Source organism: Corticimicrobacter populi (genome assembly GCF_003123725.1).
In the GTDB taxonomy this organism is placed as follows: Bacteria; Pseudomonadota; Gammaproteobacteria; order Burkholderiales; family Burkholderiaceae_B; genus Corticimicrobacter; species Corticimicrobacter populi.
Map to the genome: position 1 here is coordinate 62,148 of NZ_QETA01000004.1, position 21,577 is coordinate 83,724.

18 protein-coding genes, 1 tRNA gene and 1 pseudogene are annotated in these 21,577 nt (G+C 63.8%); 16 read left to right on the top strand and 4 right to left on the bottom strand.

All coding sequences use genetic code 11. The features are described 5' to 3' along the window. The first annotated feature begins 7 nt into the window (after positions 1-7). From DD235_RS10365 to DD235_RS10415, 11 genes are all read left to right on the top strand, one after another. Complete coding sequence (locus DD235_RS10365) at positions 8-430, top strand: PaaI family thioesterase (RefSeq protein WP_109062273.1); 423 nt, start codon at positions 8-10, stop codon at positions 428-430. Between the two features lie 2 nt (positions 431-432). Further along, positions 433-1,224 (top strand): VOC family protein, encoded by a 792-nt coding sequence (locus DD235_RS10370; protein ID WP_239990112.1) that lies wholly within the window; start codon positions 433-435, stop codon positions 1,222-1,224. Then, positions 1,221-2,735 carry a class I adenylate-forming enzyme family protein gene (locus DD235_RS10375; RefSeq protein WP_109062019.1) on the top strand — a complete coding sequence of 505 codons (1,515 nt, stop codon included), beginning with the start codon at positions 1,221-1,223 and terminating at the stop codon, positions 2,733-2,735. Before DD235_RS10370 ends, DD235_RS10375 begins: the two co-directional genes overlap by 4 nt. Positions 2,736-2,797: 62 nt before the next feature. Beyond that, the gene (locus tag DD235_RS10380; RefSeq protein WP_109062020.1) at positions 2,798-3,862 is read left to right on the top strand and encodes an ABC transporter substrate-binding protein; all 1,065 of its coding nucleotides are present in this window, start codon (positions 2,798-2,800) and stop codon (positions 3,860-3,862) included. After that, a complete protein-coding gene (locus tag DD235_RS10385; RefSeq protein ID WP_109062021.1) occupies positions 3,859-5,181 on the top strand; it encodes an acyl-CoA thioesterase/bile acid-CoA:amino acid N-acyltransferase family protein in 1,323 nt (440 codons plus the stop codon). The genes DD235_RS10380 and DD235_RS10385 overlap by 4 nt, the downstream gene beginning before the upstream one ends. Further along, the gene (locus DD235_RS10390) at positions 5,178-5,936 is read left to right on the top strand and encodes an ABC transporter ATP-binding protein (RefSeq protein WP_239990113.1); all 759 of its coding nucleotides are present in this window, start codon (positions 5,178-5,180) and stop codon (positions 5,934-5,936) included. The genes DD235_RS10385 and DD235_RS10390 overlap by 4 nt, the downstream gene beginning before the upstream one ends. Beyond that, positions 5,929-6,720, top strand: a complete 792-nt coding sequence (locus DD235_RS10395) for an ABC transporter permease (protein ID WP_164497343.1) — start codon at positions 5,929-5,931, stop codon at positions 6,718-6,720. Before DD235_RS10390 ends, DD235_RS10395 begins: the two co-directional genes overlap by 8 nt. A 1-nt stretch (position 6,721) precedes the next feature. After that, positions 6,722-8,344, top strand: coding sequence for a gamma-glutamyltransferase family protein (locus DD235_RS10400; protein WP_109062024.1), 1,623 nt, complete (start codon positions 6,722-6,724; stop codon positions 8,342-8,344). Between the two features lie 155 nt (positions 8,345-8,499). Beyond that, positions 8,500-9,534 (top strand): ABC transporter substrate-binding protein, encoded by a 1,035-nt coding sequence (locus DD235_RS10405; protein WP_109062025.1) that lies wholly within the window; start codon positions 8,500-8,502, stop codon positions 9,532-9,534. Between the two features lie 110 nt (positions 9,535-9,644). After that, positions 9,645-10,085 (top strand): hypothetical protein, encoded by a 441-nt coding sequence (locus tag DD235_RS10410; protein ID WP_109062026.1) that lies wholly within the window; start codon positions 9,645-9,647, stop codon positions 10,083-10,085. 59 nt (positions 10,086-10,144) lie between these two features. Then, positions 10,145-10,486 carry a hypothetical protein gene (locus tag DD235_RS10415; protein WP_109062027.1) on the top strand — a complete coding sequence of 114 codons (342 nt, stop codon included), beginning with the start codon at positions 10,145-10,147 and terminating at the stop codon, positions 10,484-10,486. On the opposite strand, the gene DD235_RS10420 is transcribed toward DD235_RS10415, so the two are convergent. Together DD235_RS10420 and DD235_RS10425 are read right to left on the bottom strand one after the other, a co-directional pair. Further along, the gene (locus tag DD235_RS10420; RefSeq protein WP_109062274.1) at positions 10,440-11,654 is read right to left on the bottom strand and encodes a M20 aminoacylase family protein; all 1,215 of its coding nucleotides are present in this window, start codon (positions 11,652-11,654) and stop codon (positions 10,440-10,442) included. The two genes, DD235_RS10415 and DD235_RS10420, sit on opposite strands and share 47 nt — an antisense overlap. 56 nt (positions 11,655-11,710) lie before the next feature. Then, complete coding sequence (locus DD235_RS10425) at positions 11,711-12,715, bottom strand: ABC transporter substrate-binding protein (protein ID WP_162300467.1); 1,005 nt, start codon at positions 12,713-12,715, stop codon at positions 11,711-11,713. Between the two features lie 288 nt (positions 12,716-13,003). Here DD235_RS10425 and DD235_RS10430 point away from each other — a divergent pair, with 288 nt between their 5' ends. The 4 genes from DD235_RS10430 (at position 13,004) to DD235_RS10445 (ending at position 18,623) form a co-directional block, all read left to right on the top strand. Then, a complete protein-coding gene (locus DD235_RS10430; RefSeq protein WP_109062029.1) occupies positions 13,004-13,873 on the top strand; it encodes an ABC transporter ATP-binding protein in 870 nt (289 codons plus the stop codon). Beyond that, positions 13,870-14,739 (top strand): ABC transporter permease, encoded by an 870-nt coding sequence (locus DD235_RS10435; RefSeq protein WP_109062030.1) that lies wholly within the window; start codon positions 13,870-13,872, stop codon positions 14,737-14,739. The genes DD235_RS10430 and DD235_RS10435 overlap by 4 nt, the downstream gene beginning before the upstream one ends. Before the next feature lie 84 nt (positions 14,740-14,823). Continuing rightward, the gene (locus DD235_RS10440) at positions 14,824-15,942 is read left to right on the top strand and encodes a metallophosphoesterase family protein (RefSeq protein ID WP_109062031.1); all 1,119 of its coding nucleotides are present in this window, start codon (positions 14,824-14,826) and stop codon (positions 15,940-15,942) included. Continuing rightward, entirely contained in the window at positions 15,939-18,623 is a 2,685-nt protein-coding gene (locus tag DD235_RS10445) for an AAA family ATPase (protein WP_109062032.1), read from the top strand. The genes DD235_RS10440 and DD235_RS10445 overlap by 4 nt, the downstream gene beginning before the upstream one ends. 337 nt (positions 18,624-18,960) lie before the next feature. On the opposite strand, the pseudogene DD235_RS10450 reads toward DD235_RS10445, so the two are convergent. After that, positions 18,961-20,124, bottom strand: a pseudogene (locus DD235_RS10450) (MFS transporter); the annotation flags it as partial. A 151-nt stretch (positions 20,125-20,275) separates the two neighbouring features. Then, positions 20,276-21,364 (bottom strand): UDP-N-acetylmuramate dehydrogenase, encoded by a 1,089-nt coding sequence (gene murB, locus DD235_RS10455; RefSeq protein WP_109062034.1) that lies wholly within the window; start codon positions 21,362-21,364, stop codon positions 20,276-20,278. 74 nt (positions 21,365-21,438) lie between these two features. Here murB and DD235_RS10460 point away from each other — a divergent pair. Next, positions 21,439-21,514: transfer RNA gene (locus DD235_RS10460), tRNA-Gly, on the top strand. Positions 21,515-21,577 lie beyond the last annotated feature (63 nt).

Consider the following 21,577-nt stretch of genomic DNA (forward strand, 5'->3'; position numbering starts at 1 on the left):
AGACATCATGACTGAGACAACATTGCCCGGTGCGGCCGAGATCCAGGCGCGCCTGCTCAAGGGGCCGTATCACCAATGGCTTGGCCTGCAGGTGCTGGCCGTCGGCGATGGCAGCATCGAGCTGGGGGCGACATGGCGGGAGGAGTGGGTGGTCAATCCGGAAGGGGGCTACACGCATGGCGGTATCCTGGCCACGCTGGTAGACCTGACCGCAGACTGGGCGCTGGTATCGCGTACCGGTCGGGGCGTGCCCACGATCGACTTGCGGGTGGATTATCACCGGCCAGCCAGGGGCAACCTGCGTGCGACCGGCAAGGTAATCAAGTTCGGACGGCAATTCTCCGTGGCCGAGGCTCAGATCTTTGATGCCGAGGGGCAGCTCGTTGCCAGCGGGCGCGGTGTGTACGCGACACCTGCTCCCAAGGGCTGATCATGGCCATTGCGCTGGATCACGTGGTCATCAATGTGCGCTTTGCCATGGACGAGGCTGTCGCGCTGTTCGAGGCGTTGGGGTTTACCGTGACACCTCGCGGCTTCCATACGCTCGGTTCGATCAATCATCTGATTGTGTTTGGTGAGGCCTATCTGGAGCTGCTGGGGTTGCCGCAGGATGGCGAGCGTGTACGTCAGGAATTGCTGGACAGTCCGGCAGGTCTGGATGGACTGGTATTCGCCTCGGCGGATGCAACTGCTACGCATGCCGGGTTGATCCAGTCCGGCCTGAGTGTGCAGCCGGTGCAGCAGTTTTCCCGGCCTGTTGATCTGGAGGATGGACTGCGGGCCGTGGCGCATTTCGAAGCTGTGCGCCTGGTGACCGGGCAATTTGCTGCGGGACGGGTGTATTTCTGTCATCACCTGACTCCTGAACTGGTGTGGCGCGCGCCCTGGCAACAGCACGTCAATGGGACGGTCGGGATTGCCGGCCTGACCGTTGCGAGTGCTGATCCCGAGCGCACGCGGCACGACTATGCCCGGTTGGGCCGGATCGATGCCCGCTGGGGGCTTGATGTGACCGATGAGGCAGGGGTGGCCCGGCAGGTGGGGGCGTTGTCCGGGATCGGTGCCGACCGTGCGGAGCGTTTTGCCGTGCTGGCTTTGCAGGGCGTGGATCTTGCCGATATCACCCGTCGTGCTGCGGCCCTCGACTTGCCGCATCACGCCAGCGCAGGGCGTGTGTGTGTCGGCTTGCCGCTGTTCGGCGTCGTGCTGGAGTGCCGCGCATGAAGCCCGAAGTTGTCAACCTGGGGTGTGTCCGGCCTGTCCGCGATGATGGCGCACGGCTGGCGATCATCGGTCTGGATGCACAGATGCGCGCGGTGCGCTACAGCGCCGCCGAGCTGGATGCGCTGGCCGATGGCGTGGCTGCCGGGCTGCGCGCGCGTGGGCTGTCGCCGGGCGAACGCGTGGCGTTGCTGGGGGCCAACTCCGTGGCCTATGTCGCTGCCGTGCTCGGCATTATGCGTGCCGGATTGGTGGCTGTGCCGTTGAATCATCGCTGGCCGGATACGCAGATCGACTATGCCCTGGCCGATAGCGGTGCCCGACTGGTGTTCTGCGATCCGGAAAGAATGCGGCCTGAGCGAAAGAGTGTCGAAGGTGTCAGCCTGGCTTTGGAGGATACCGAGGGGCTATCTGCATTTGTCGGCCAGGATGCTGTCGCTGCGTGGCAGCCAGCGGGGTCGGAGACGGCGCTGATGCTGTACACCTCGGGTTCGACAGGCAGGCCCAAGGGCGTCCTGCTGAGTCATGCGGCACAACTGTGGGTGGTGCGGACCCGGTTGCAGGATGCGTCGCTGGCGGATGAACGTGCACTGATCGCGGCACCGCTCTACCACATGAATGCCCTTGCCCTGATCCTGCTGGCGCTGGCCAGTGGTGCGACGGCCGTCCTGCTGCCGCAGTTTACGGCGCGGGCCTATATCGAGGCGGTGGGGCGTTACCGCTGTACCTGGCTGACGGCTGTGCCGCCCATGATTGCCATGATGCTGCGCGAGCAGGCTCTGCTGGCCCAGACCGATCTGGGCAGTGTACGGGTGATCCGGATGGGGTCGGCACCGGTCAGCGCCAGCCTGTTGGCCCAGATACGGCAATGGTTGCCCAATGCGCGCATCATCAATGCCTATGGAACCACAGAAGGGGGGCCGGTGGTCTTTGGTCCCCATCCTCAGGGGATACCGACGCCGCCGCTGGCTGTCGGCTACGCCCATGCTGCCGTGCAGTTGCGCCTGCGGGATGGCGCGGGGCGGGAAGTGCCGGATGAGGGCGTACTCGAAATCCGGAGTGCAGGATTGATGTCCGGTTATCACAACCGGGCCGATCTGGCTGCGCCCTTTACGGTGGATGGCTATTACGTGACGGGAGATGTGTTCCGGCGCGATGCACAGGGTTTCTACACCTTTGTGGGGCGTCGCGACGATATGTTCGTCTGTGGTGGCGAAAACATCTATCCGGGCGAAATCGAAAAACTGCTTGAACGCCACCCAGGCGTTCAGCAGGCCTGTGTCGTGCCCATCGATGATGACATCAAGGGACAGAAGCCGGTGGCTTTCGTGGTGCTGCGCCCGGAGGTGAGCGTGACCGCAGCGGAGCTGAAGGCGTTTGCGCTGGCACATGGGGCGGCCTATCAGCACCCGCGCCATGTCTGGCTGCTGCCGACATTGCCGCTGGCGGCGACCAACAAGATAGACCGGCAGGCGCTCAAGCGCGATGCGCAGGCCCGGTTGCAGATCGACTGAGTGATACGGCAGTGCCGGGCGTTGGCTGCGGGACTGTCATTTTTCCGAGAAGGAGTTGCAAGATGCAGTTCAAATATCTGGTTCCGATGCTTGCTCTGGCAGTGGCCTCGCCTGCCCTGGCCCTCGATGACGTGACCGTGGCGCTGGCGATTCCGGCAGCCGTGCATGATGGCGCACCTTACGCAGCCGCCGAGGAGTTGGGGCTGTTCAAAGAGCAGGGGCTGTCCGTGAGTTTCGTGGTTTTTCAGGGGGCGGGTGCGTTGCTGCCCCAGGTGGCCAGCAAGCGTGTGACCTTTGGCTATCCGGTCTCGGAGCCGGTGATTTCGAGCTATTTCAGTGGCAAGGATCCGCTGCCGCTACGCTATTTCTATAACGGCACGCCCAGTCAGACGCTGGAATATACCGTGCTGGAGGAATCCCCGATTCGAACGCTGGCTGACCTGAAAGATCGGAAAATCGGTGTGGGTGCCTTGACCTGGGGGACGATTCCCAATAGTCGTGCCGCCTTGCGCGTGGCGGGGCTGGAGCCTGGCAAGAATGTCGAGTTCGTGGCGGTCGGTGTGCTGGGCTCGGGCTTTCAGGCCTTGCGCAGCGGGCAGGTCGATGCCCTGAACTACAACAGCAGCTGGGGAGACATTTTCGAGCTGACGGGCACGAAGATACGGCGCATAGCCTATCCAGAAGTGTTCCTCGAGAATCCGGGCAATGGGTTCATTGCCCACGAAGATACCTTTCGCGACAATCCTGACCTGATCCGCCGTTTCGGGCGTGCCTACACGCAGGCGCAGTATGTGTGCGAGATCAATCCCACCTTCTGCGTGCAGGCATTCTGGCGGCAGAATCCGGAGAGTCGTCCTGCCGATGCCGAGGGCAAGGGTCTGGAAAATGCCACGACATTGCTGACCCGACGCCTGCAGCGGATGTTGTATCGCCCGGACGGAACGCGCCGGCAACCCGGTGAGTATGATCTGGATGTGATTCGCAAGGCGATTGGTGCGATGGCCGAGGCCGGCGAGTTCCCCAGTGCCGATGTGCCGGTTGACCGCATTTTTTCGAATGAGTTTGTACCGGCCTTCGATGACTTTGACAAGGACGCGTTGCGCCAGCGGGCCGAGGCCGCGCAATGAGTGCCGCATTGCACGTCGTACCGGCTGATGCCCTGGTGGATCAACCCCGGCATATCCATGCTGCGGGGTTGGCACCGGGGCAGGTTCGGCTGCTGGCTGAATCGACGTATCCGGATGGCAGTGTCTGGCGCAGCCAGGCCCGGTTCGACGTCGGTGCGGATGGGCTGCTGGACCTGGATACCGCGTTGCCTGCGGCTGGGGACTGGCATACGCCGGAGCCGATGGGGGTGATCTGGTCGATGCGCCAGGTGCAGCTCCCTCGGCTGCCGGAACTGAGCGATGGGATCGCGGCAAGGCAGATCGCGCTGACGGTTGAGGATAGCGCCGGTCAACGGGCTCAGGCTGTGCTGGTGCAAAGATTCCTGGGCACAGGGGTGCGTCGCCAGGAAGTCCGCGAGTCAGGCCTCTCGGCTACGCTGTTCACGCCGGCCGGCGACGGACCGCATCCCCTGGTGATCGTGCTCAACGGCTCGGGGGGCGGAACACCGGAACAGCGTGCGGCGCTTTTTGCGGCCCATGGCTACATGGGCCTGGCCCTGGCGTATTTCAAGGCACCTGGGCGACCGGCATATATCTCGGGTACGCCGCTGGAGTATTTCGAAACGGCGCTCGACTGGGCCATCGGCAGGTTGCAGCCACACAGGGGCTTTGTGGCCGTGTCCGGCCTGTCGCGGGGCGGCGAACTGGCCTTGTTGCTGGGGGCCACATTTCCGGCGCAGGTCTCGGCCGTGATCGGCTATGTACCTAGCGCCGTGGTCCATGGGACGCTGCGCGCCGGGGCACCCGAGGAACCACGCGATGCGACTGCCTGGACGTGGCGGGGGCAGGCGCTGCACAATGTCTGGCAAGCCAACCCGCTGGCGGACTGGCATGCCTTCGATCATCCTCCTTCGCCTGATCGCCCGATTCGCCAGGCACCGGCCTTTGTGGCGGCGCAGGCGCATGCGCCCAGCGTTGCGGCAGCGCGCATACCTGTCGAGAGGATTGCCGGTCCGGTTTTGCTGATCTCGGGTGCCGAGGATGGATTCTGGCCTTCGCAGGCCTACAGCGAGCAGATCGTGGCAACCTTGCAGGCAGCCGGCCATGCCTGGTCCGCATGGCATGACGCCCATCCCGGTGCCGGCCATGCCATCGGCCTGCCCTATGTACCGACGACGATGATCGCCAATGTTCATCCGGTGGCCGGGGTGCCTCTTGATGGCGGCGGGACGCCGCAGGCCAATGCCCGGGCCAATCGCCTGAGCTGGGCCAGGGTGCTGGATTTCCTGGAGGAAGCTCGCGCTGCTCATGTCGCCCGTCAACAGGGATGTGTCTCATGAGCGCCGCCCTGGAATTGCACGGGGTGGGCGTAACCTATGCCACCCGGCGCGGTCAGATCGAGGCGCTCTCGGCGGTAGACCTGAAAATCGAACAGGGTGAGTTCGTTGCGGTGCTGGGGCCTTCGGGCTGCGGCAAGTCAACGGCGCTCAAGCTGGCGGCCGGGTTGCTGCCGGCGACCTCCGGGCGGATCTCGGTGGCGGGGCGTCCTGTGGCGGGCCCCAGTCGGCAAGCCGGGGTCGTGTTCCAGAAACCCAATCTGCTGCCCTGGAAAACTGTCCTGAACAATGTCCTGTTGCCAGCTCGCACGCTCGGTCTGCCGATGGCGGCCGCTCGGGTCCGTGCCCGCGAACTGCTGGAACTGGTCGGCCTGGGGGCCTTTGCCGACGACTATCCGTTCGAATTGTCCGGGGGCATGCAGCAGCGGGTGGGGATTGCCCGCATGTTGCTGCACGACCCCGAGCTGCTGCTGATGGACGAGCCATTTGCCGCGCTTGATGCGCTCTCGCGCGAAGCCTTGACGCTGGAGTTGCAGCGCATCTGGAGCCAGCAGCGAAAATCCGTGCTGTTCATTACCCATAGCATCCAGGAGGCTGTATTCCTGGCGGATCGTGTCCTGGTGATGTCCTCCAGGCCCGGACGCATTGTCGAGGATAAAGTGATCGATCTGCCGCGTCCCCGTACGCTGGAGACATTGGCGGATGATCGTTTCACGGCACTGTGCCAGCATTTCCGGAGGCATTTCAGCCATGCGTAGAGTGATTCCCCTGTTGTATCCGCTGACCAGCCTGGGTGTCCTGATCCTGGTCTGGTGGGCCGCCGTACGCGGTTTTGATATTCCCGACTATCTGCTGCCTCCGCCGTCGGCTGTCTTCGACGCTCTTTATCGTGGCTTTGTCGATGGCAGCCTGTGGCCGCATATTGCCGCTACGTTGGGCGAGACACTCAGTGGCTATGTGATCGGCAGTGTGCTGGCTGTCCTGCTGGGTGTGTTGCTGGCCGAGTCACGGACGTTCGAGCGATTCGTCTATCCGTTGCTGATCGGACTGCAGGCCACGCCCAAAGTGGCACTGGGACCGCTGATCCTGGTGTGGTTCGGTTTCGGCATGGCGTCCAAGATCGTGCTGGTGACGCTGGTGTGCTTTTTCCCTTTGTTCGTCAATACGGTCAACGGTATCCGTCGGGCCGATCCCGACCTGATCGATACCTGTCGCTCTTTTTCTGCCTCGCGGTTCTACCTGCTGCTGCACGTCAAGCTGCCTGCTGCGGCGGGCGAAATATTCGCAGGACTCCAGATCGGCGTGGCACTGGCGCTGATCGGTGCCGTGGTGGGAGAATTCCTGTCGGCGCAGCGTGGCCTTGGCTACCTGATCGCATCCAGCTCGGTCAGCATGAGCATGTCCACCATGTTTGCAGGTGTGGTGCTGCTGGCCTTGATCGGCTTGACCGGTGCGCAGACCGTACGCTGGTTGCAGCGTCGCCTGCTGTTCTGGGAGCCAGGCGCTTTGCGGCGCGATGACCGCGCCACAGGAGGGCGCTGAAATGACATTCGATTGGCACAATCCCTATCCGACGACGCGCATTCCGGTCTTTGCCCGCAATGTGGTGTCCACCTCCCATCCCCTGGCTGCACAGGCCGGGTTGCGCATGCTGCTGGCTGGCGGCACGGCGGTCGATGCCGCCATCGCGGCGGCGGCGGCGCTGACCGTGGTCGAGCCGGTCTCGTGTGGCCTGGGGGGCGATGCATTCGCCATCGTGCATGATGGACAGGCATTGCATGGCCTCAATGCCTCCGGGACTGCGCCTGCTGCCTGGGATCTGGCATATTTCCGTACGCGTTATGGCGAGGAAGCCGATGGCTCGGTGCGGCGTCCGGTTCGTGGCTGGGACAGTGTGACCATTCCCGGCGTGGTGGCGGGCTGGGCCGCGTTGCACGCGCGTTTCGGAAAACTGCCGTTTGCCGATGTACTGGAACCCGCCGCCGAGCTGGCCGAGCGAGGCGTCACGCTGGCACCTGTGGTGGCCTATAAATGGGCGGCGGCCGTGCCCGCGCTGCAGGCGCAGCCCGGCTTTGCCGAGACGTTCATGCCGAAGGGGCGTGCGCCGCGGGTCGGCGAGGTTTTCCGCTGTCCGGCACTGGCGCGGACGCTGCGTCTGCTGGGTCGCCAGGGCGCGAGGGCGTTCTACGAGGGCGAGGTGGCCGACGCCATCGTTGCTCACGCCAACGCTACGGGCGGGAGCCTGGGCCGAGCCGATCTGGCGGCCTATCAGCCTGAATGGGTCAACCCCGTGTCGCAAGCCTACCGAGGGTATGAACTGCATGAAATCCCGCCCAACGGGCAGGGGATTGCTGCGCAGGTGGCCCTGGGCATCCTGGCGCATTTTGACCTGTCGGCGCTGCCGCCTGACTCTGCGGAAGGCCTGCACCTGCAGATCGAGGCCATGAAGCTGGCCTTTGCCGATGTGTATCGTTACGTGGCGGATCCGCGCAGCATGGCGGTGACACCGCAGGACATGCTGGCTCCGGCCTACCTGGCGCAGCGCGCCAGGCTGATCGATCCCGGTCGGGCGCAATTGCCGGATTTCGGCTTGCCTGCCAGCGGCGGAACGGTCTATCTGACGGCTGCCGACGAACAGGGCATGATGGTGTCTTTCATCCAGTCGAACTACATGGGTTTCGGTTCCGGCGTGGTCGTGCCGGGCTATGGAGTCAGTCTGCAGAATCGAGGGGCAGGTTTTTCCGGCGATCCACGCTCGGCCAATGTGGTGGCACCGGGCAAGAAGCCGTTTCATACCATCATCCCGGCTTTCCTGACGCAGGCGGGTGTAGCCCGCATGGGTTTTGGCGTGATGGGGGGCGATATGCAGCCACAAGGCCATGTCCAGACCCTGATACGCATGCTGGATCATCGACAGCAGCCACAGGCTGCATGTGATGCCCCGCGCTGGAAGGTCAATCGCGATTTCTCGGTGGATCTGGAAAACACCATGAATCCCGATGCGGTGGCAGGGCTGACCGCACGTGGGCACCGCCTGCGGTCGGTTGAAGATCCCTACATGGATTTCGGGGCCGGACAGTTCATCTGGCGGCAGGACGATGAGGCTGGGCAGGGCTATGTCGCCGCCAGTGACAGTCGTCGCGATGGCCAGGCTGTGGGCTTTTAGGTGTCGCGCTCAGCGCCAGGGATGCAGGTTTCGGCATGCCTGGCGCATTTTTCTGGCATCGGGCAGATTGGGCATATTGTTATGCCCAATCCTTTGTTCGCAACGGCCTATTGCCTTTCTAGAATGCCAGTTCGCTTCACTGCAGAGGGTATTCCATGTCCGTTTTTTCCCATAAAAACCGTGCCGGCCGCATGCCGGGTCTCCGGCTGCGTGCCGCCACTGCTGCGCTGGCCCTGGTGCTGGCTGGCGGGGCCCAGGCCGAAGTGTCCGAAGTCCGGCTCTCGCGCCAGTTTGGCCTGCCCTATCTGCCGCTGGTCGTTGCGGCGCACGAGAAACTGATCGAAAAACATGCCCAGGCCCAGGGCGTGGCTCCTCTCAAGGTGACCTGGACCGAACTGGCCAGCGGCACAGGCCTGACCGAAGCGTTGCTGTCGGACAGCATCGATTTTGCCGGTGGCGGCATCGGTCCGTTGCTGTTGCTGTGGGACCGTACCAAGGGCGGCGTCAAGGCGGTGGGCGGACTCGACGGCTCGGTTGCGTATCTGGTATCGAACAATCCTGCCGTCCAGTCCATCGAGGACTTCGGCGATGGCGATCGCATCGCCCTGCCCGGCGTGAAGGTCTCGGCTCAGGCCCAGTGGCTGCAACTGGCGGCTGCCAAAAAATGGGGCGCAGACCAGTATGACCGACTGGATCGCCTGACGGTGACGCTGCCGCACCCGGAAGCGGCTGCGGCCGTGATTTCCGGACGTTCCGAGATCAATGCCCACTTTGCCACGGCACCTTTCAGCTACCAGGAAATCGCCAGCCCCAATGTGCATGTGGTGACGACTTCGGATGATATCCTGGGCGGGCCCGCGACCAATACCTTCCTGTATGCCAAGACCCGGTTCCGCGACGACAACCCCAAGGTGTTCCGGGCCGTCTTCGATGCCCTCAATGAAGCCCATGAGCTGATCGCCGCCGACAAGGCCGAGGCGGCCCGCATCTATGTCGAGCAGACCGGCAGCAAGCAGAGCGTCGAGGAAGTGCTGGCGATTCTGGAGCAGCCAGGCCAGCGGCCTGTGTTCGGGGTCAACAATACCTATGTGCAGGCCGAGTTCCTGAACAGTATCGGCACACTCAAGAGCAAGCCCGAATCCTGGAAGGACTATGTCTTTCCCGAGCTGCACGACCAGCCGGGTAGCTGAGGCAGGGCATATCTGACCGGAATGAAGCTTTGCACGTGCGGGAGCGGGATAAATTCTCTACTATGGCGTTCCTCATCTATTTCATTCCGGCATAGGCCGGCGTTCTCGATATGGCTTATACGATTCAGGCAGTGATCACCCTGGCAGGCGATTCCATGGGGCCATTGCCGGAGCCGCTGCGCTGGCTGCCGCTGCCGGCGTCGCTTCTGATGTTGCCGCTGGGTACGGACGCCCTTGAGGTGCTCGGTCTTCCACGGCGGCCATTCACGTTTGAAGAAGAAACCGAGACGCCACCGTCGCTGGGCAAGTTCTGCGAGCGTTTGAGTCAGGGCCGCAGCATCGTGTATATCGAGGCAGAGATTTTTGGTGGCTGGGGGACACAGGCAAGTATCCTGTTCAAGGACGGGGTGCAGGTCGGTGATCCGGTCATCGCGGAGGATGCCATCAATCAGGCCCTGCGCAGTCTCGGTGTCGCCAGTGGCAATGCCGTGGATGAGTTCGAGGCCGCAGGCCTGGGACGGCACAGGAACACAGACGGGTGGCTTGAATGAGCCGGATATATGCCTGCGCTGTCCATGTTCGTTGTCCATGACATCCTGGTGTGTGCCTGATGTCTCTGCCACATCTGCGCCAGCTCCAGGACGCACTGGTTCAACGCGGCTGGACAGTGATCGAGTACCTGCGAGGCGACCCTGCGTTCGACGTGCAGGGCGCGGCCACATGGGCGATCCAACGCAATGAAAGCAGGCCGGCCCTGCTGCTCGATTTTGCAGGCTTCGGCAGCATGGGGGAGGATATCCCGCTGGACAGAAGCTATGCGTGCGCCGTGCGCGGGACCGCCATCAGCCTGTATTTCAGCAGGGTGAACCGCAGTCAGGATACCTGGCGGCGAGACCTGGCCGGATTCATCGATGCGCTGGATGGTGCCGAAAAAATGCCTCGGCCAGTCTGACCCAATAGGTCGCACCAATCGGCAGCAAGGCGTCATTGAAGTCATAGCTGCCATTGTGCAACTGGCAGGGACCCTCGGCAGCCTGTGATGCGCGGTGCGTGCCATCGCCGTTGCCCAGGAACAGGTAGCTGCCGGGAACATGCTGCAGGTAAAAGGCGAAGTCCTCGGCAGCGCCCAGTGCCGGCGTGTCCCGATCGACCTGCGAGGCACCGAAGGTCTCGATGGCTGTGTCGGCCGCAAAGGCCGTCTGGGCCGGATGGTTGACCACGGGAGGATAGCCGCGTTTGAAATCCAGACGCCCCTGTGCGCCATAGGCCTGCGGCAGCGTCTCCACCATGCGGCGCAGGCCGGATTCGATCCGGTCCAGCGTATCTGTGCGGAAGGTTCGCACCGTGCCGCCCAGAATCGCTTCGTCGGGAATGACGTTGTAGGTTTCGCCTGCGTGGACTTGCGTGACCGACAGCACGGCGCTGTCGAGCGGCGAGGTATTGCGTGATACCAGGGTCTGCAGCGCGCCGATCAGGCTGCCGGCCACCACGACTGGATCGATGGCGCGATCCGGGATGGCGGCGTGGCCACCCGTGCCGCGTAAGGTGATGTCGAAACGGTTGCCGGAGGCCATGATGGGGCCGGCGCGAAAGCCCAACTGGCCTGCGGGCAGGCCGGGCATGTTGTGCAGGCCGTAGATTTCGTCGCAGGGAAAGCGCTCGAACAGGCCGTCTGCGATCATGGCGCGGGCTCCGGCGTTGCCGTTTTCCTCTGCCGGCTGGAAGATGAAATAGACCGTGCCGTCGAAGTCGCGGTGGTGTGCCAGGTACTGTGCCGCGCCCAGCAGCATGGTGGTGTGGCCATCATGGCCGCAGGCGTGCATCTTGCCGGGTGCGGTCGATGCGTGCGCAAACCGGTTGTGCTCGGTCATCGGCAGCGCATCCATGTCGGCACGCAGGCCGATGGCGCGGGTGCCCGCACCGACCGTGCCGCGCAGGATGCCAACCAGTCCGGTGCGAGCCAGCCCGCGATGCACCTCGATCCCCCATTGCTCAAGCAATTGCGCCACGCGTGCTGCGGTACGGACCTCTTCAAAGGCAGTTTCCGGATGGGCGTGAAAGTCGCGCCGGATGGCGGTCAATGCCTCGGTAGCGGCAACAATCTCGGGGATCAGGGGCATGGCAGTCATGACTTCGTGTGTAGGCAGGGCAAAGCAGGCGGGTGTCCGGGGGCGGATCAGCGGCCGTTGCCTGTGCTTTCGAAGAAGTACTCCTGCCACGTTTCGGGCTTGCGCTTGAGCGCGCCGACCTTGTACAGGAATTCTGCCAGTACCTGGGTGTGCGCCGGGGCCGTGTCGAAGCTGAAGTCGGGATTGCGGATCAGCTCCAGGATGGCGGCTTCGCTCAGATTGGAGTGGGTGGCTGTCTTGAAGATGCGGGCTGCGGCTTCAGGCTGCTCTTTGATGAAGCGCGAGGCGTCGTCCAGTGCCTGCACAAAGGACTGGTAGACCTGCGGGCGTTCCAGGCGGAATTTTTCGGTGGCAAATGCCACGGTCGAGGTCGCACCCTGGCCCAGCACATCATATGAGCTGAAGACCGCATGGAAGCCCGGCCTGGCCAGCACCTCATACTGGAACGGTGCGCTGGACATGTGCGCGACGATCTCGGTCTTGCCGGCCAGCAGGGCGCTGGTGGCGTCGGGGTGCGACATCGACACGGTCTGGCTGTCGAGTTTTTCCCACTGATCCTCTCCAAAGGCCTGGGCTGCTGCCATTTGCAGATAGCGCGCCTGACCGGATACCTTGACGCCGGGCACGGCGATGCGGTCGGTCGGCTTGAAGTCCTTGACCGACTGGATATCGGCCCGATTGGTGACCAGCAGCGAAGGTGCGGCACTCAGGCCGGCGATGGCCCGCACGTTTTCCTTGCCGTGGGTACGATCCCACAGCGTCAGCAGGGGGGCCAGGCCGCCTGCGCCGATGTCGATGGAACCGGACAGCAGCGCGGCAATGATTTCCGGGCCGCCGGGCACCTGGTGCCACTCGACGGTCAGTTCCTCGATACCGTTTTCACGGGCACGGGTTTCAATGAATTTCTGGTCCTTGGCGACCGTCAGGAGCAGGTAGGGCAGGCCGTACTGGTCGGCCAGAACCAGTTTTTCGGGAGCGGCCTGGGCCGACGTGGCACCGATGGACAGGGAGGCGGCCAGTGCCAGCAGGGAGTGGAACAGCGGTTTCTTCATGATGCGTGATGCTTGGGCTGAGATTGAAACAGGCTGGCCGGACGATGTGCGACACGCCGTGCGGCAAGACCATCCATAGTAGGGTGCTGCGGGTTTCCGGATCGGACTGGAAAATGATTTGCATATTGCGCCTGGTTTGGTTGAGGGGCTGAAGCCAGGCGCAGCCTGCCTCATGAATTCCGATGATAAAAAAATAGAAATATGATCGTTCGGTTTTGTGCCTGCCCGCAGCACAATGCCCAGTCAGAGCCGGAGGCCACCTGATTCCGGTGGGCTGCGGCTGCATTCATGCAGAAAGAGGGCATCGCGGTGACGGATATTTCATTGGTCAGCACATCTGACGCGCCGGGGCATGCCTTGCCCGCGCCTTTGCTGGAGGTCGATCGCGTCAGCCTCGAATACCGCACGCCGGAGCGGGTGGTGCGTGCCACGCATCAGGTCAGTTTCGATCTTTACCCGGCCGAGCGCTATGTCTTGCTCGGGCCTTCGGGGTGCGGCAAGTCCACGCTGCTGAAATCGGTGGCCGGTTTCCTGCCGCCGGTCGAAGGCGAGATCCGGCTCGATGGCCGGGTCGTCCGCCAGCCGGGACCGGATCGGATCGTGGTCTTCCAGGAGTTCGATCAGTTGCCGCCCTGGAAAACCGTGCGCCAGAACGTCATGTTTCCGCTGCTGGCCTCGGGGCGGCTGGGGCGTCGCGAAGCCGGCGAACGGGCCCTGCATTATCTCGAGAAGGTCGGACTGGCGGCATTTGCCGAGGCCTACCCGCACCAGCTTTCCGGAGGCATGAAGCAGCGCGTGGCGATTGCCCGGGCGCTGGCCATGCAGCCGCGCATCCTGCTGATGGATGAGCCGTTTGCCGCGCTGGACGCCCTGACGCGTCGCAAAATGCAGGAAGAACTGCTGGCGCTGTGGGATGAGGTTGGCTTCACCCTGCTGTTCGTGACGCACTCCATCGAGGAAGCCTTGGTGGTCGGCAGCCGAATCGCCTTGCTGTCGCCGCATCCCGGTCGCGTGCATGCAGAAATCAACAGTCATGAGTTCGGGCTGCACAGTACCGGCAATCATCGTTTCCAGGCCACGGCACAGCGCATTCATCGCCTGCTGTTTGCCGAGCCGGGTCAGGCCGGTGCGCAGGCCTTGCAGGAGCGGGCAGCATGAGCGCGCATACGATTCCTGTCCGTCCCGAATACGAGGTCGAGCTGCAGCCGGTGGTCAATGTGTCGGTGGAGCGCGCGTTGCCGCTGTCGACGCGGCTCTGGCAGCAGGCCTGGCTGCGCAAGGGCATCATCCTGATTCTGCTGGTCGTGCTGTGGGAACTGGCGGCGCGCTGGCAGGACAATGAGCTGCTGCTGCCGACCGCCACGGCCACTTTCCGGGCGCTGGTACAGGACCTGGCCAATGGCGAACTGCTGGAGCGCATCGGGATTTCGCTGACCATTCTGGTGCAGGGCTATCTGGCCGGCATCATCCTGGCATTCGTGCTGACCACGCTGGCAGTGTCCACCCAGCTCGGGCGTGACCTGCTGTCGACGCTCACCTCCATGTTCAACCCGTTGCCGGCCATCGCGCTGTTGCCACTGGCGCTGCTGTGGTTTGGTCTGGGCACGGGCAGCGTGATCTTCGTGCTGATCCATTCGGTACTGTGGCCGCTGGCGCTCAATACCTACGCAGGTTTCCAGGGTGTGCCCGAGACCTTGCGCATGGCGGGCCGCAACTACGGGCTCAAGGGGCTGCGCTATGTACTGCAGATCCTGGTGCCGGCCGCGCTGCCGTCCATCCTGTCCGGCCTCAAAATCGGTTGGGCCTTTGCCTGGCGGACCTTGATCGCAGCCGAACTGGTGTTCGGCGCTTCATCTGGCAAGGGCGGATTGGGCTGGTTCATCTTCCAGAACCGCAATGAGCTGTATACGGATCGCGTATTCGCCGGTCTGCTGATGGTGATCGTGATCGGCCTGCTGGTCGAGAACCTGGTGTTCAACGTGCTGGAGCGCGTGACGATCAAGCGTTGGGGCTTGCAGAAATAACACGGGCCGCCCAGGGGCGGTAAAAACGGTTCTGTACAATTCTTCCGTATAACGGTTTGCCTCGCATACGGAAAATTAATACCCATGACCCGCATCCTGCACACGGCCGACTGGCAGATCGGCCGTCAGTACGCACGCTTCGAACCCGAGGACGCTGCGGCCCTGTCCGAGGCCCGCTTCCGTACGGTCGAACGGATCGCCGCGCTGGCCCAATCGGGCGGCTACGATGCCGTACTGGTCGCGGGCGACGTGTTCGATGCGCAGACGGTATCCGAGCGCACGTTGCGGCGTCTGTTCAATGCACTGCAGGGGTTCGATGGCGACTGGGTGCTGTTGCCGGGCAATCATGATGCGGCGCTGGTCGAGAGTGTCTGGACCCAGGCGCAGCGCCTGGGCCTGCCCGGCCCGCGCATGCATCTGGCGCTGCGGCCCGAAGTCATTTTGCTGGAGGCCTCGAGTCTGGCGATCCTGCCTGCACCGCTGACCCAGCGCCAGACCTACGAAGACCTGACCACCTGGTTCGATCAGGCTGGGACACCGACCGGCTGGCACCGAATCGGGTTGGCCCATGGCAGTGTGCAGGGCATCTTGCAGGACGATATCGACGCGCCCAACCCTATCGCCCCTGATCGCGCTGCGCGTGCCCGGCTCGACTACCTGGCACTGGGCGACTGGCATGGCCAGCGTTGCATCGACGCGCATACCTGGTACAGCGGCACGCCCGAACCCGACCGCTTCAAGGACAACGGTGCAGGCCATGTGCTGTCGGTGGCGTGGGATGACGGTGCATCGGCCACGGCCTCTGTCGCACCGACGGTCGAGCCGCTGTTCGTGGCGCATCATGTGTGGCAGCAGTGGCATGACACTCTGGCTGTGCCCGATGACCTGGATCGCCTGGTGGCCCGCCTGGAGGCTGCGCCGGCACAGGCCGTGCTCGACCTGACCCTGGAGGGGCGCACCGACCTGGCCGGCCAGCATCGGTTGCAGGAGGCGCTGGCTCGTGCGCAGGCGCTGCTGCGCAGCCTGTCCGTGCAGCAGGATGGCCTGAAACTCTATCCCGGAGAACAGGAGCTGGCCGCGCTCTCGGCATCGGGCTATGTCGGCGAAGTGATCGCCGAGTTGCAGGCCCGCCAGGAAAGCGACGACAGCGGCACCAGCCGTGAGGCCTTGGTGATTCTGGCCCAGTGGCTGGAGGAAGCATGATGCAATTGCAGCAGATCCGTGTCGAACAATTCCAGTGCTATCGCGCTCCGTTTGTCGTCGATGGCCTGACGCCGGGCCTGAACATCCTGAGCGGCCCCAACGAGGCCGGCAAAAGCACGTTGGCACGCGCCATCCGCACGATATTCCTGGAACGCTACAGTGCCGGTACGCTGTTGCATCTGCAGCCGCAGGACGACAGCGCCGCCTCGCCTTCGGTCGAACTCGAATTCCTGTGGCAGGGGCGGCCCTGGCGGCTGTCTAAGCAATTTCTCAAGAAAAAGCGCTGCCTGCTCAGTGATGGTCATCAGCAATGGGACGGCGAGGAGGCCGAGCAGCGGCTGGCCGAGATGATGGGCTTCGGCTATTCCAAAAAAGGATTGAGCAAGCCCGAGCACTGGGGTGTGCCTGGCCTGTTGTGGGTCGAACAGGGCAGTGGTCAGGAATGGCGCGAGCCGGTGGCTCATGCCGCCGATTACCTGCAGCAGGCATTGGGTGACATGGTGGGCGCATCCGACCAGCGCGAAGGTGATGGCTTGCTGCGACGTGCCGAGACCGAGCTGGCCCAGTACCTGACTGCGCGCACGGCCAAGCCTACCGGAGCTTATCTGCAGGCGATCCAGCAGGCCGAAGAAGCCAGGCAGGAGAGCGAGGCCCTGCAGGTTCGCCTGCAGGCCTATCGCCAGCAGGTCGATGAGCTGGCCACCTTGCAGCAGCGGCACCGTCAGGACAGTGCCCAGCGTCCCTGGGAAAGCTTGCGTCACCAGCAGGCCGAGGCCGAGCAGAAGCTGGTGGCCATTCGCCAACTGCAGGCCCGACAGGAACAGGACCGGCAGGCGGCCGACCAGACCACGCTCAATCTGCAGCTGCAGCGCGAGACGCTGCTGGCACAGCAGCAGGATGAACAACAGGCCCAGGCGCGCGCGCAGGCGTGCCAGCAGGCCGATGCCCAGGCGGAGTCCACCGCACAGGCGCTGGCACTGCTGCGTACTCAGACGACACGCGCCCAGGCCGCCTGGCAGCAGGCACAGGAAGCGTTGGCGCGCAGCCAGTCGGCGCTGCGCGGCCTGCAGTTGCGGCAGCAGGGCGAGATTCTGGCTCAGCGCCAGCAGGAATTCCAGGACAGGCTGGCACAGGCGCAGCGCTGGCAGCAAGCCTGGCGCGATGCGCAACAGGCCGAAGCAGCCCTGGCCGTGGACGAAGCGGTCTGGAAACAGTGGCGACAGGATGCACAGCAACTGCGCGAACTGGATATCCAGCGCCAGGGCCTGGCGACGCGCATCCGTTACCGTCTGGTGCCGGGGCAGACCCTGCAGTTGGGGGCGGCGATGTTGCAGGGCGAGGGCGAGCAGCCGCTGCTGGAAGCCGCCACGCTGAGCTTGCCGGGCGTGGGCGAGCTGGAACTGATTCCCGGTGTCCGCGACCTGGCCGAACTGGGGCGTCGTCACAGCGAACTCGAAGCGCGCTGCCGGCAACACGCTCAGGCCCTGGGGCTTGAGACGCTGGCAGCAGTCGAGGCACGGCATGCACAGGCACAACGCCATCAGGCCGACGGCAAGCATGCGCAGACCATGCTGCAGAGCCTGGCTGCCAAGGGTGTGGCCGCGCTGGAAGCGGAGCATGGGGCATTGCAGTTGCAGGTGCAGCGCCAGACACAGGACTGGACGGCGTGGCTGGCGCACTGGCAGCAACTGCATCCTGGCCAGGACTGGCGCGAGGCCGCAGCGACCGAAGCGGACGAGCATGGTGCCCGGCGGCAGGCCGACCTGTGCCGGGAACATCTGCAGCAGGCCGAGCGCCAGCAGCATGATGCCGTGCTGGCGCACCAGCAGGCTCAGCAACAGGCCCGCCATGCGCACCAGGAGCATGAGGCGCTACAGGCCCGGCTGGCCGATCCGGCCCGGCTGCAACAACTGCGCGCAGGCCGGGAACGCCTACTCACGCTGCAGGCCGAGGCGCAGGCACAGCAGGCCCGTATCGAAGCCCGCCAGCGTGACATCGATGCTGCCCGCCCCGATCTGCTGGAGCAGGATATCCAGCGCCTGACGCAGAGTGCCCGACACCAGGAAACGGCTTTTCTCGAGCTGGGGCATCGCCTGGATGTCCTGCGTGCCCAGCTGGAAAGCCTGGGAGCGCAGGGACTGGATACGCAATATGCAGAAGCCGACGCCACCTTCGAACAGGCCGAGCGTCGTCGCCAGCAACTGGCGCAGCGCGCGCAGGCCTTGCAACTGCTGGTGCAGTTGCTGTCAGACAAGCGCCAGATCCTCATCGGTCGCTTGCAGGCACCGCTGCAACAGCACCTGCAGCGCTACTTGCCGTTGCTCTACCCACAGGCCGGCATTGCACTGGATGAAACCTTGCAGCCCGCATCCCTGACCCGCGATGGCAGGTTGGGCACGCCGCTGGAGGCACTCAGCTTTGGGTCGCGAGAACAGATCGGACTGGCCTGCCGTCTGGCCTATGCCGACCTGTTGCAGCAGGCCGGTCGCCCCACGTTGCTGATTCTGGATGATGCGCTGGTACACACCGACGAGGCCCGTCTGGCGCAGATGAAACGCATGCTGTTCGATGCGGCGCAGCGTCACCAGATCCTGTTGCTGACCTGCCACCCCGACAAGTGGCGCGACATGGGCGTGCCGGTGCGCACGCCATTTACCGCGCAGTCGGGGGTGACGACGTAGAGGCGGGCTCGGCCGGTGTCGGGCTTGATGGTTCGGCGCGTTGCGTTTTGCTGGCCTGCTTGGGCAGGACTGGCGGCAGGGGAGCGGGTTCCTGTTCTGGTAGCGCAATAGGTGTCGGCCGTGCAGGCTCCTGCGTGACGGAGCATGTTGCCGACTCCGACTCCGACTCCGACTCCGACTCCGACTCCGATGCAGGTGCAGGTGGCGATTCCGGTGCGGGGGCTGCCTCTGATGGTGTCGTCGATGCTGATGTCGGTATGGACGCAGGCCCGGTTGTGGATGTTTCCGGCGGGGGGGCTGGATGCTGGGGCTTTTTCTTCTTGAAGCGGTCGAACTTGTCCCGGTTGAGCCAACTGCTGCCATAGAGCAGCAGCGCATAGGCCCAGAACAGGGGGGCGATGCCGATGGCGTTGCCCAGCGCGCCGAAACCCATGGGCAGCATGACCTGGGTTGAATTCAGCAGGGCCAGGCGCAGTCCGACGGTCTCGGCAGTGCGCCCGGGAGGAGAGTGCTGGTGCATCAAGGCCAGCAGGCTGGGCTGGCTGCCACCCAGCGCCAGGCCCAGGATGAACGAGAGCGTCAGCAGGAACGAGATTTCGCGGAACAGCGGGTACAGCAGGAAGATGCACCCCGCGCTGATCGTGGCCGACACCAGCAAGGTCCAGGGGCGTACGTGCTTCTGTATATAAGGCAGCGCCAGTCGGATCACGAAGGTGGCCAGTGAGAAGCAGGCCAGGACCGTGCCGATGGTGGTGGCGGACAGGCCGATGGACACACCGTAGATCGGCACGATGAAGGCGTGTGTGTCCCAGGCACCAGACAATACGGTGTTGGTGCCAAGGATGCGGCGTAGCTCGGCAATGCGCAGCAGATCGCGGATGCCCGGCTTGGGGGCCTTGGCCTGCATGTCGGCCTGCTGCTGTTCAGTGGCGGTCAGCGGCGCAGGCTCAGGTAGCTCTTCGACCTTGTGCTCCGGGGCCGATGCCACATGCGGCGGCAGCGTGGGCAGCAGCTTGCGCAGGCCGTACAGGGCAATGATCGGCCCGATGGCCAGCACCCCAAAGGCAAAGCGGTGCCCCAGGTGGTCGATGGCCAGCCCGGCCAGCAGCGGCCCGGAAAATCCAGATACCGATTGCGCCAGCGCCAGCCATGAGAAATTGCGCAGCCGCTGTTTGCTGTCGCCACGCCCCATCAGGTTCTGGGTGGAAACCTGATGGAGTGTGAAACCGATGCCGATCATGCCGGCGGCCAGAACCAGGGCGGCCAGATCCGACCAGAGCAGGGGAATGATTGCGCCGACGATGATGAGGGCATTGCCGATGCGCATCGGGAGGCTGACCCCGATACGATCCACCCAACGTCCGGTATAGACCGAAAACAGCATGGGCAGGACAGCGAACAGCGCTACCAGAAAGCCCACCATGAAGGTCGACATGTGCAGGCTGATTGCGGTGAGGGAAACCGCCACGCGCCCACCGTTGAGTGCGACGTGATTCAGCATTGACAGCGTGCACCACAACCCGGCGTTCGGCAGGGCGGACGCGCTTGCGGACGGATCGGGCGAGGGGGATGCTGAGGCGGGTGCTGTCACGGCAGGCAAAAGCCTATTCTGCACCCTATATGCTTATTTGTCGATGTCGTCCCTGCCCGGATCAGGGTTGCCCCCAGGCCACCGGCTCGCGCTCCAGTTCGACGCCGAAACGCTCCCGCACATCGGCACGTACAGCCTCTTCCAGCGCCAGTACATCGGTCGCCTGTGCACCACCGTAATTGATGAGTACCAGCGCCTGCCGTGTATGCATGCCCACCGGCCCCAGGCGCTTGCCTTTCCAGCCACACTGGTCGATCAGCCAGCCCGCCGCCAGCTTCCAGCGACCATCGGTTTGCAGGTAGCCGGGCAGGGCAGGGTGGTGTGCGTGCAGAGCTTCCCATTGTGTTGTGGAGACCACCGGGTTCTTGAAATAGCTGCCGGCATTGCCCAGTTCCCGAGGATCGGGCAGCTTGGCCCGGCGAATGTCACAGACCGCATCGAAGATCTGTCGCGCAGTCGGGCCGGCTGGTGCGCTGTCCCCTTGTTCTGTCGAAGTGGCGCGTGCCAGCAGTGGATGCTTCTGCAGGTCGGGATAGTCCAGCACCGGTCGCCACTGCCGGGGCAGGCGGAAACGGACTGCAGTAATCAGCCATGTGCCGGGTTCCGCATGCTTGAACAGGCTGTCGCGATAGGCAAATCGGCATTCAGATGCGTCCAGACAGTGCATTCTGCCCTGTGGAATATGCCAGGCCAGCACGCTGTCGATACGGCTGCCGACTTCCACACCATAGGCCCCGATGTTTTGCACGGGTGCAGCACCGACCGTGCCGGGGATCAGCGCCAGGTTTTCCAGCCCGGGCCAGCCCTGATCCAGGCAGGTGCGTACAAAGTCATGCCAGACTTCGCCGGCCCCGGCTTCGACCAGCCAGGCATCGTCGCTTTCCGATATAAGCCGGATGCCGGGCAGGCGCACTCGCACGGTCAGTCCGCCGATTTTCGGAGCCAGCACCATGTTGCTGCCGCCACCCAATACGTGCACCTGTGGGTATTGCTGTGCCAGTGCGCTCAGCTCGGGGAGCTGTCCGGTATCCTCCAGCGTGACACAAGCCAGCGCCCTGGAGGGCAGGCGTAGCGTGTTGAGAGAGTGCAAATCCTGGGAGGAGATAGACAGCATGACAGCATGAATTTTCTGGGTGGGCATGCTTGACATAGTACAAAATTTCTTGCTATAGTTTCGTTCTCGCAGCGAAGCTATGCTGAATTAAGTATGTTTTTGCTGCTGATGCGGGAGTAGCTCAGTTGGTAGAGCGCAACCTTGCCAAGGTTGAGGTCGCGAGTTCGAGACTCGTCTCCCGCTCCAGGTTTTTATGTTTAAGCTGCGTGTGCAGCTTGGCATTTTAGATTACGCAGCACATGCGTAGCT

Bases quoted from the DNA above. Each gene is read 5' to 3' on its own strand.
- DD235_RS10380 (WP_109062020.1), top strand. From the start codon at position 2,798: ATGCAGTTCAAATATCTGGTTCCGATGCTTGCTCTGGCAGTGGCCTCG.
- DD235_RS10395 (WP_164497343.1), top strand. From the start codon at position 5,929: ATGCGTAGAGTGATTCCCCTGTTGTATCCGCTGACCAGCCTGGGTGTC.
- DD235_RS10445 (WP_109062032.1), top strand. From the start codon at position 15,939: ATGATGCAATTGCAGCAGATCCGTGTCGAACAATTCCAGTGCTATCGC.
- DD235_RS10375 (WP_109062019.1), top strand. From the start codon at position 1,221: ATGAAGCCCGAAGTTGTCAACCTGGGGTGTGTCCGGCCTGTCCGCGAT.
- DD235_RS10370 (WP_239990112.1), top strand. From the start codon at position 433: ATGGCCATTGCGCTGGATCACGTGGTCATCAATGTGCGCTTTGCCATG.
- DD235_RS10425 (WP_162300467.1), bottom strand. From the start codon at position 12,715: ATGAAGAAACCGCTGTTCCACTCCCTGCTGGCACTGGCCGCCTCCCTG.
- DD235_RS10400 (WP_109062024.1), top strand. From the start codon at position 6,722: ATGACATTCGATTGGCACAATCCCTATCCGACGACGCGCATTCCGGTC.
- murB (WP_109062034.1), bottom strand. From the start codon at position 21,364: ATGTCAAGCATGCCCACCCAGAAAATTCATGCTGTCATGCTGTCTATC.
- DD235_RS10435 (WP_109062030.1), top strand. From the start codon at position 13,870: ATGAGCGCGCATACGATTCCTGTCCGTCCCGAATACGAGGTCGAGCTG.
- DD235_RS10405 (WP_109062025.1), top strand. From the start codon at position 8,500: ATGTCCGTTTTTTCCCATAAAAACCGTGCCGGCCGCATGCCGGGTCTC.
- DD235_RS10410 (WP_109062026.1), top strand. From the start codon at position 9,645: ATGGCTTATACGATTCAGGCAGTGATCACCCTGGCAGGCGATTCCATG.
- DD235_RS10365 (WP_109062273.1), top strand. From the start codon at position 8: ATGACTGAGACAACATTGCCCGGTGCGGCCGAGATCCAGGCGCGCCTG.
- DD235_RS10420 (WP_109062274.1), bottom strand. From the start codon at position 11,654: ATGCCCCTGATCCCCGAGATTGTTGCCGCTACCGAGGCATTGACCGCC.
- DD235_RS10430 (WP_109062029.1), top strand. From the start codon at position 13,004: ATGCAGAAAGAGGGCATCGCGGTGACGGATATTTCATTGGTCAGCACA.
- DD235_RS10390 (WP_239990113.1), top strand. From the start codon at position 5,178: ATGAGCGCCGCCCTGGAATTGCACGGGGTGGGCGTAACCTATGCCACC.
- DD235_RS10440 (WP_109062031.1), top strand. From the start codon at position 14,824: ATGACCCGCATCCTGCACACGGCCGACTGGCAGATCGGCCGTCAGTAC.
- DD235_RS10415 (WP_109062027.1), top strand. From the start codon at position 10,145: ATGTCTCTGCCACATCTGCGCCAGCTCCAGGACGCACTGGTTCAACGC.
- DD235_RS10385 (WP_109062021.1), top strand. From the start codon at position 3,859: ATGAGTGCCGCATTGCACGTCGTACCGGCTGATGCCCTGGTGGATCAA.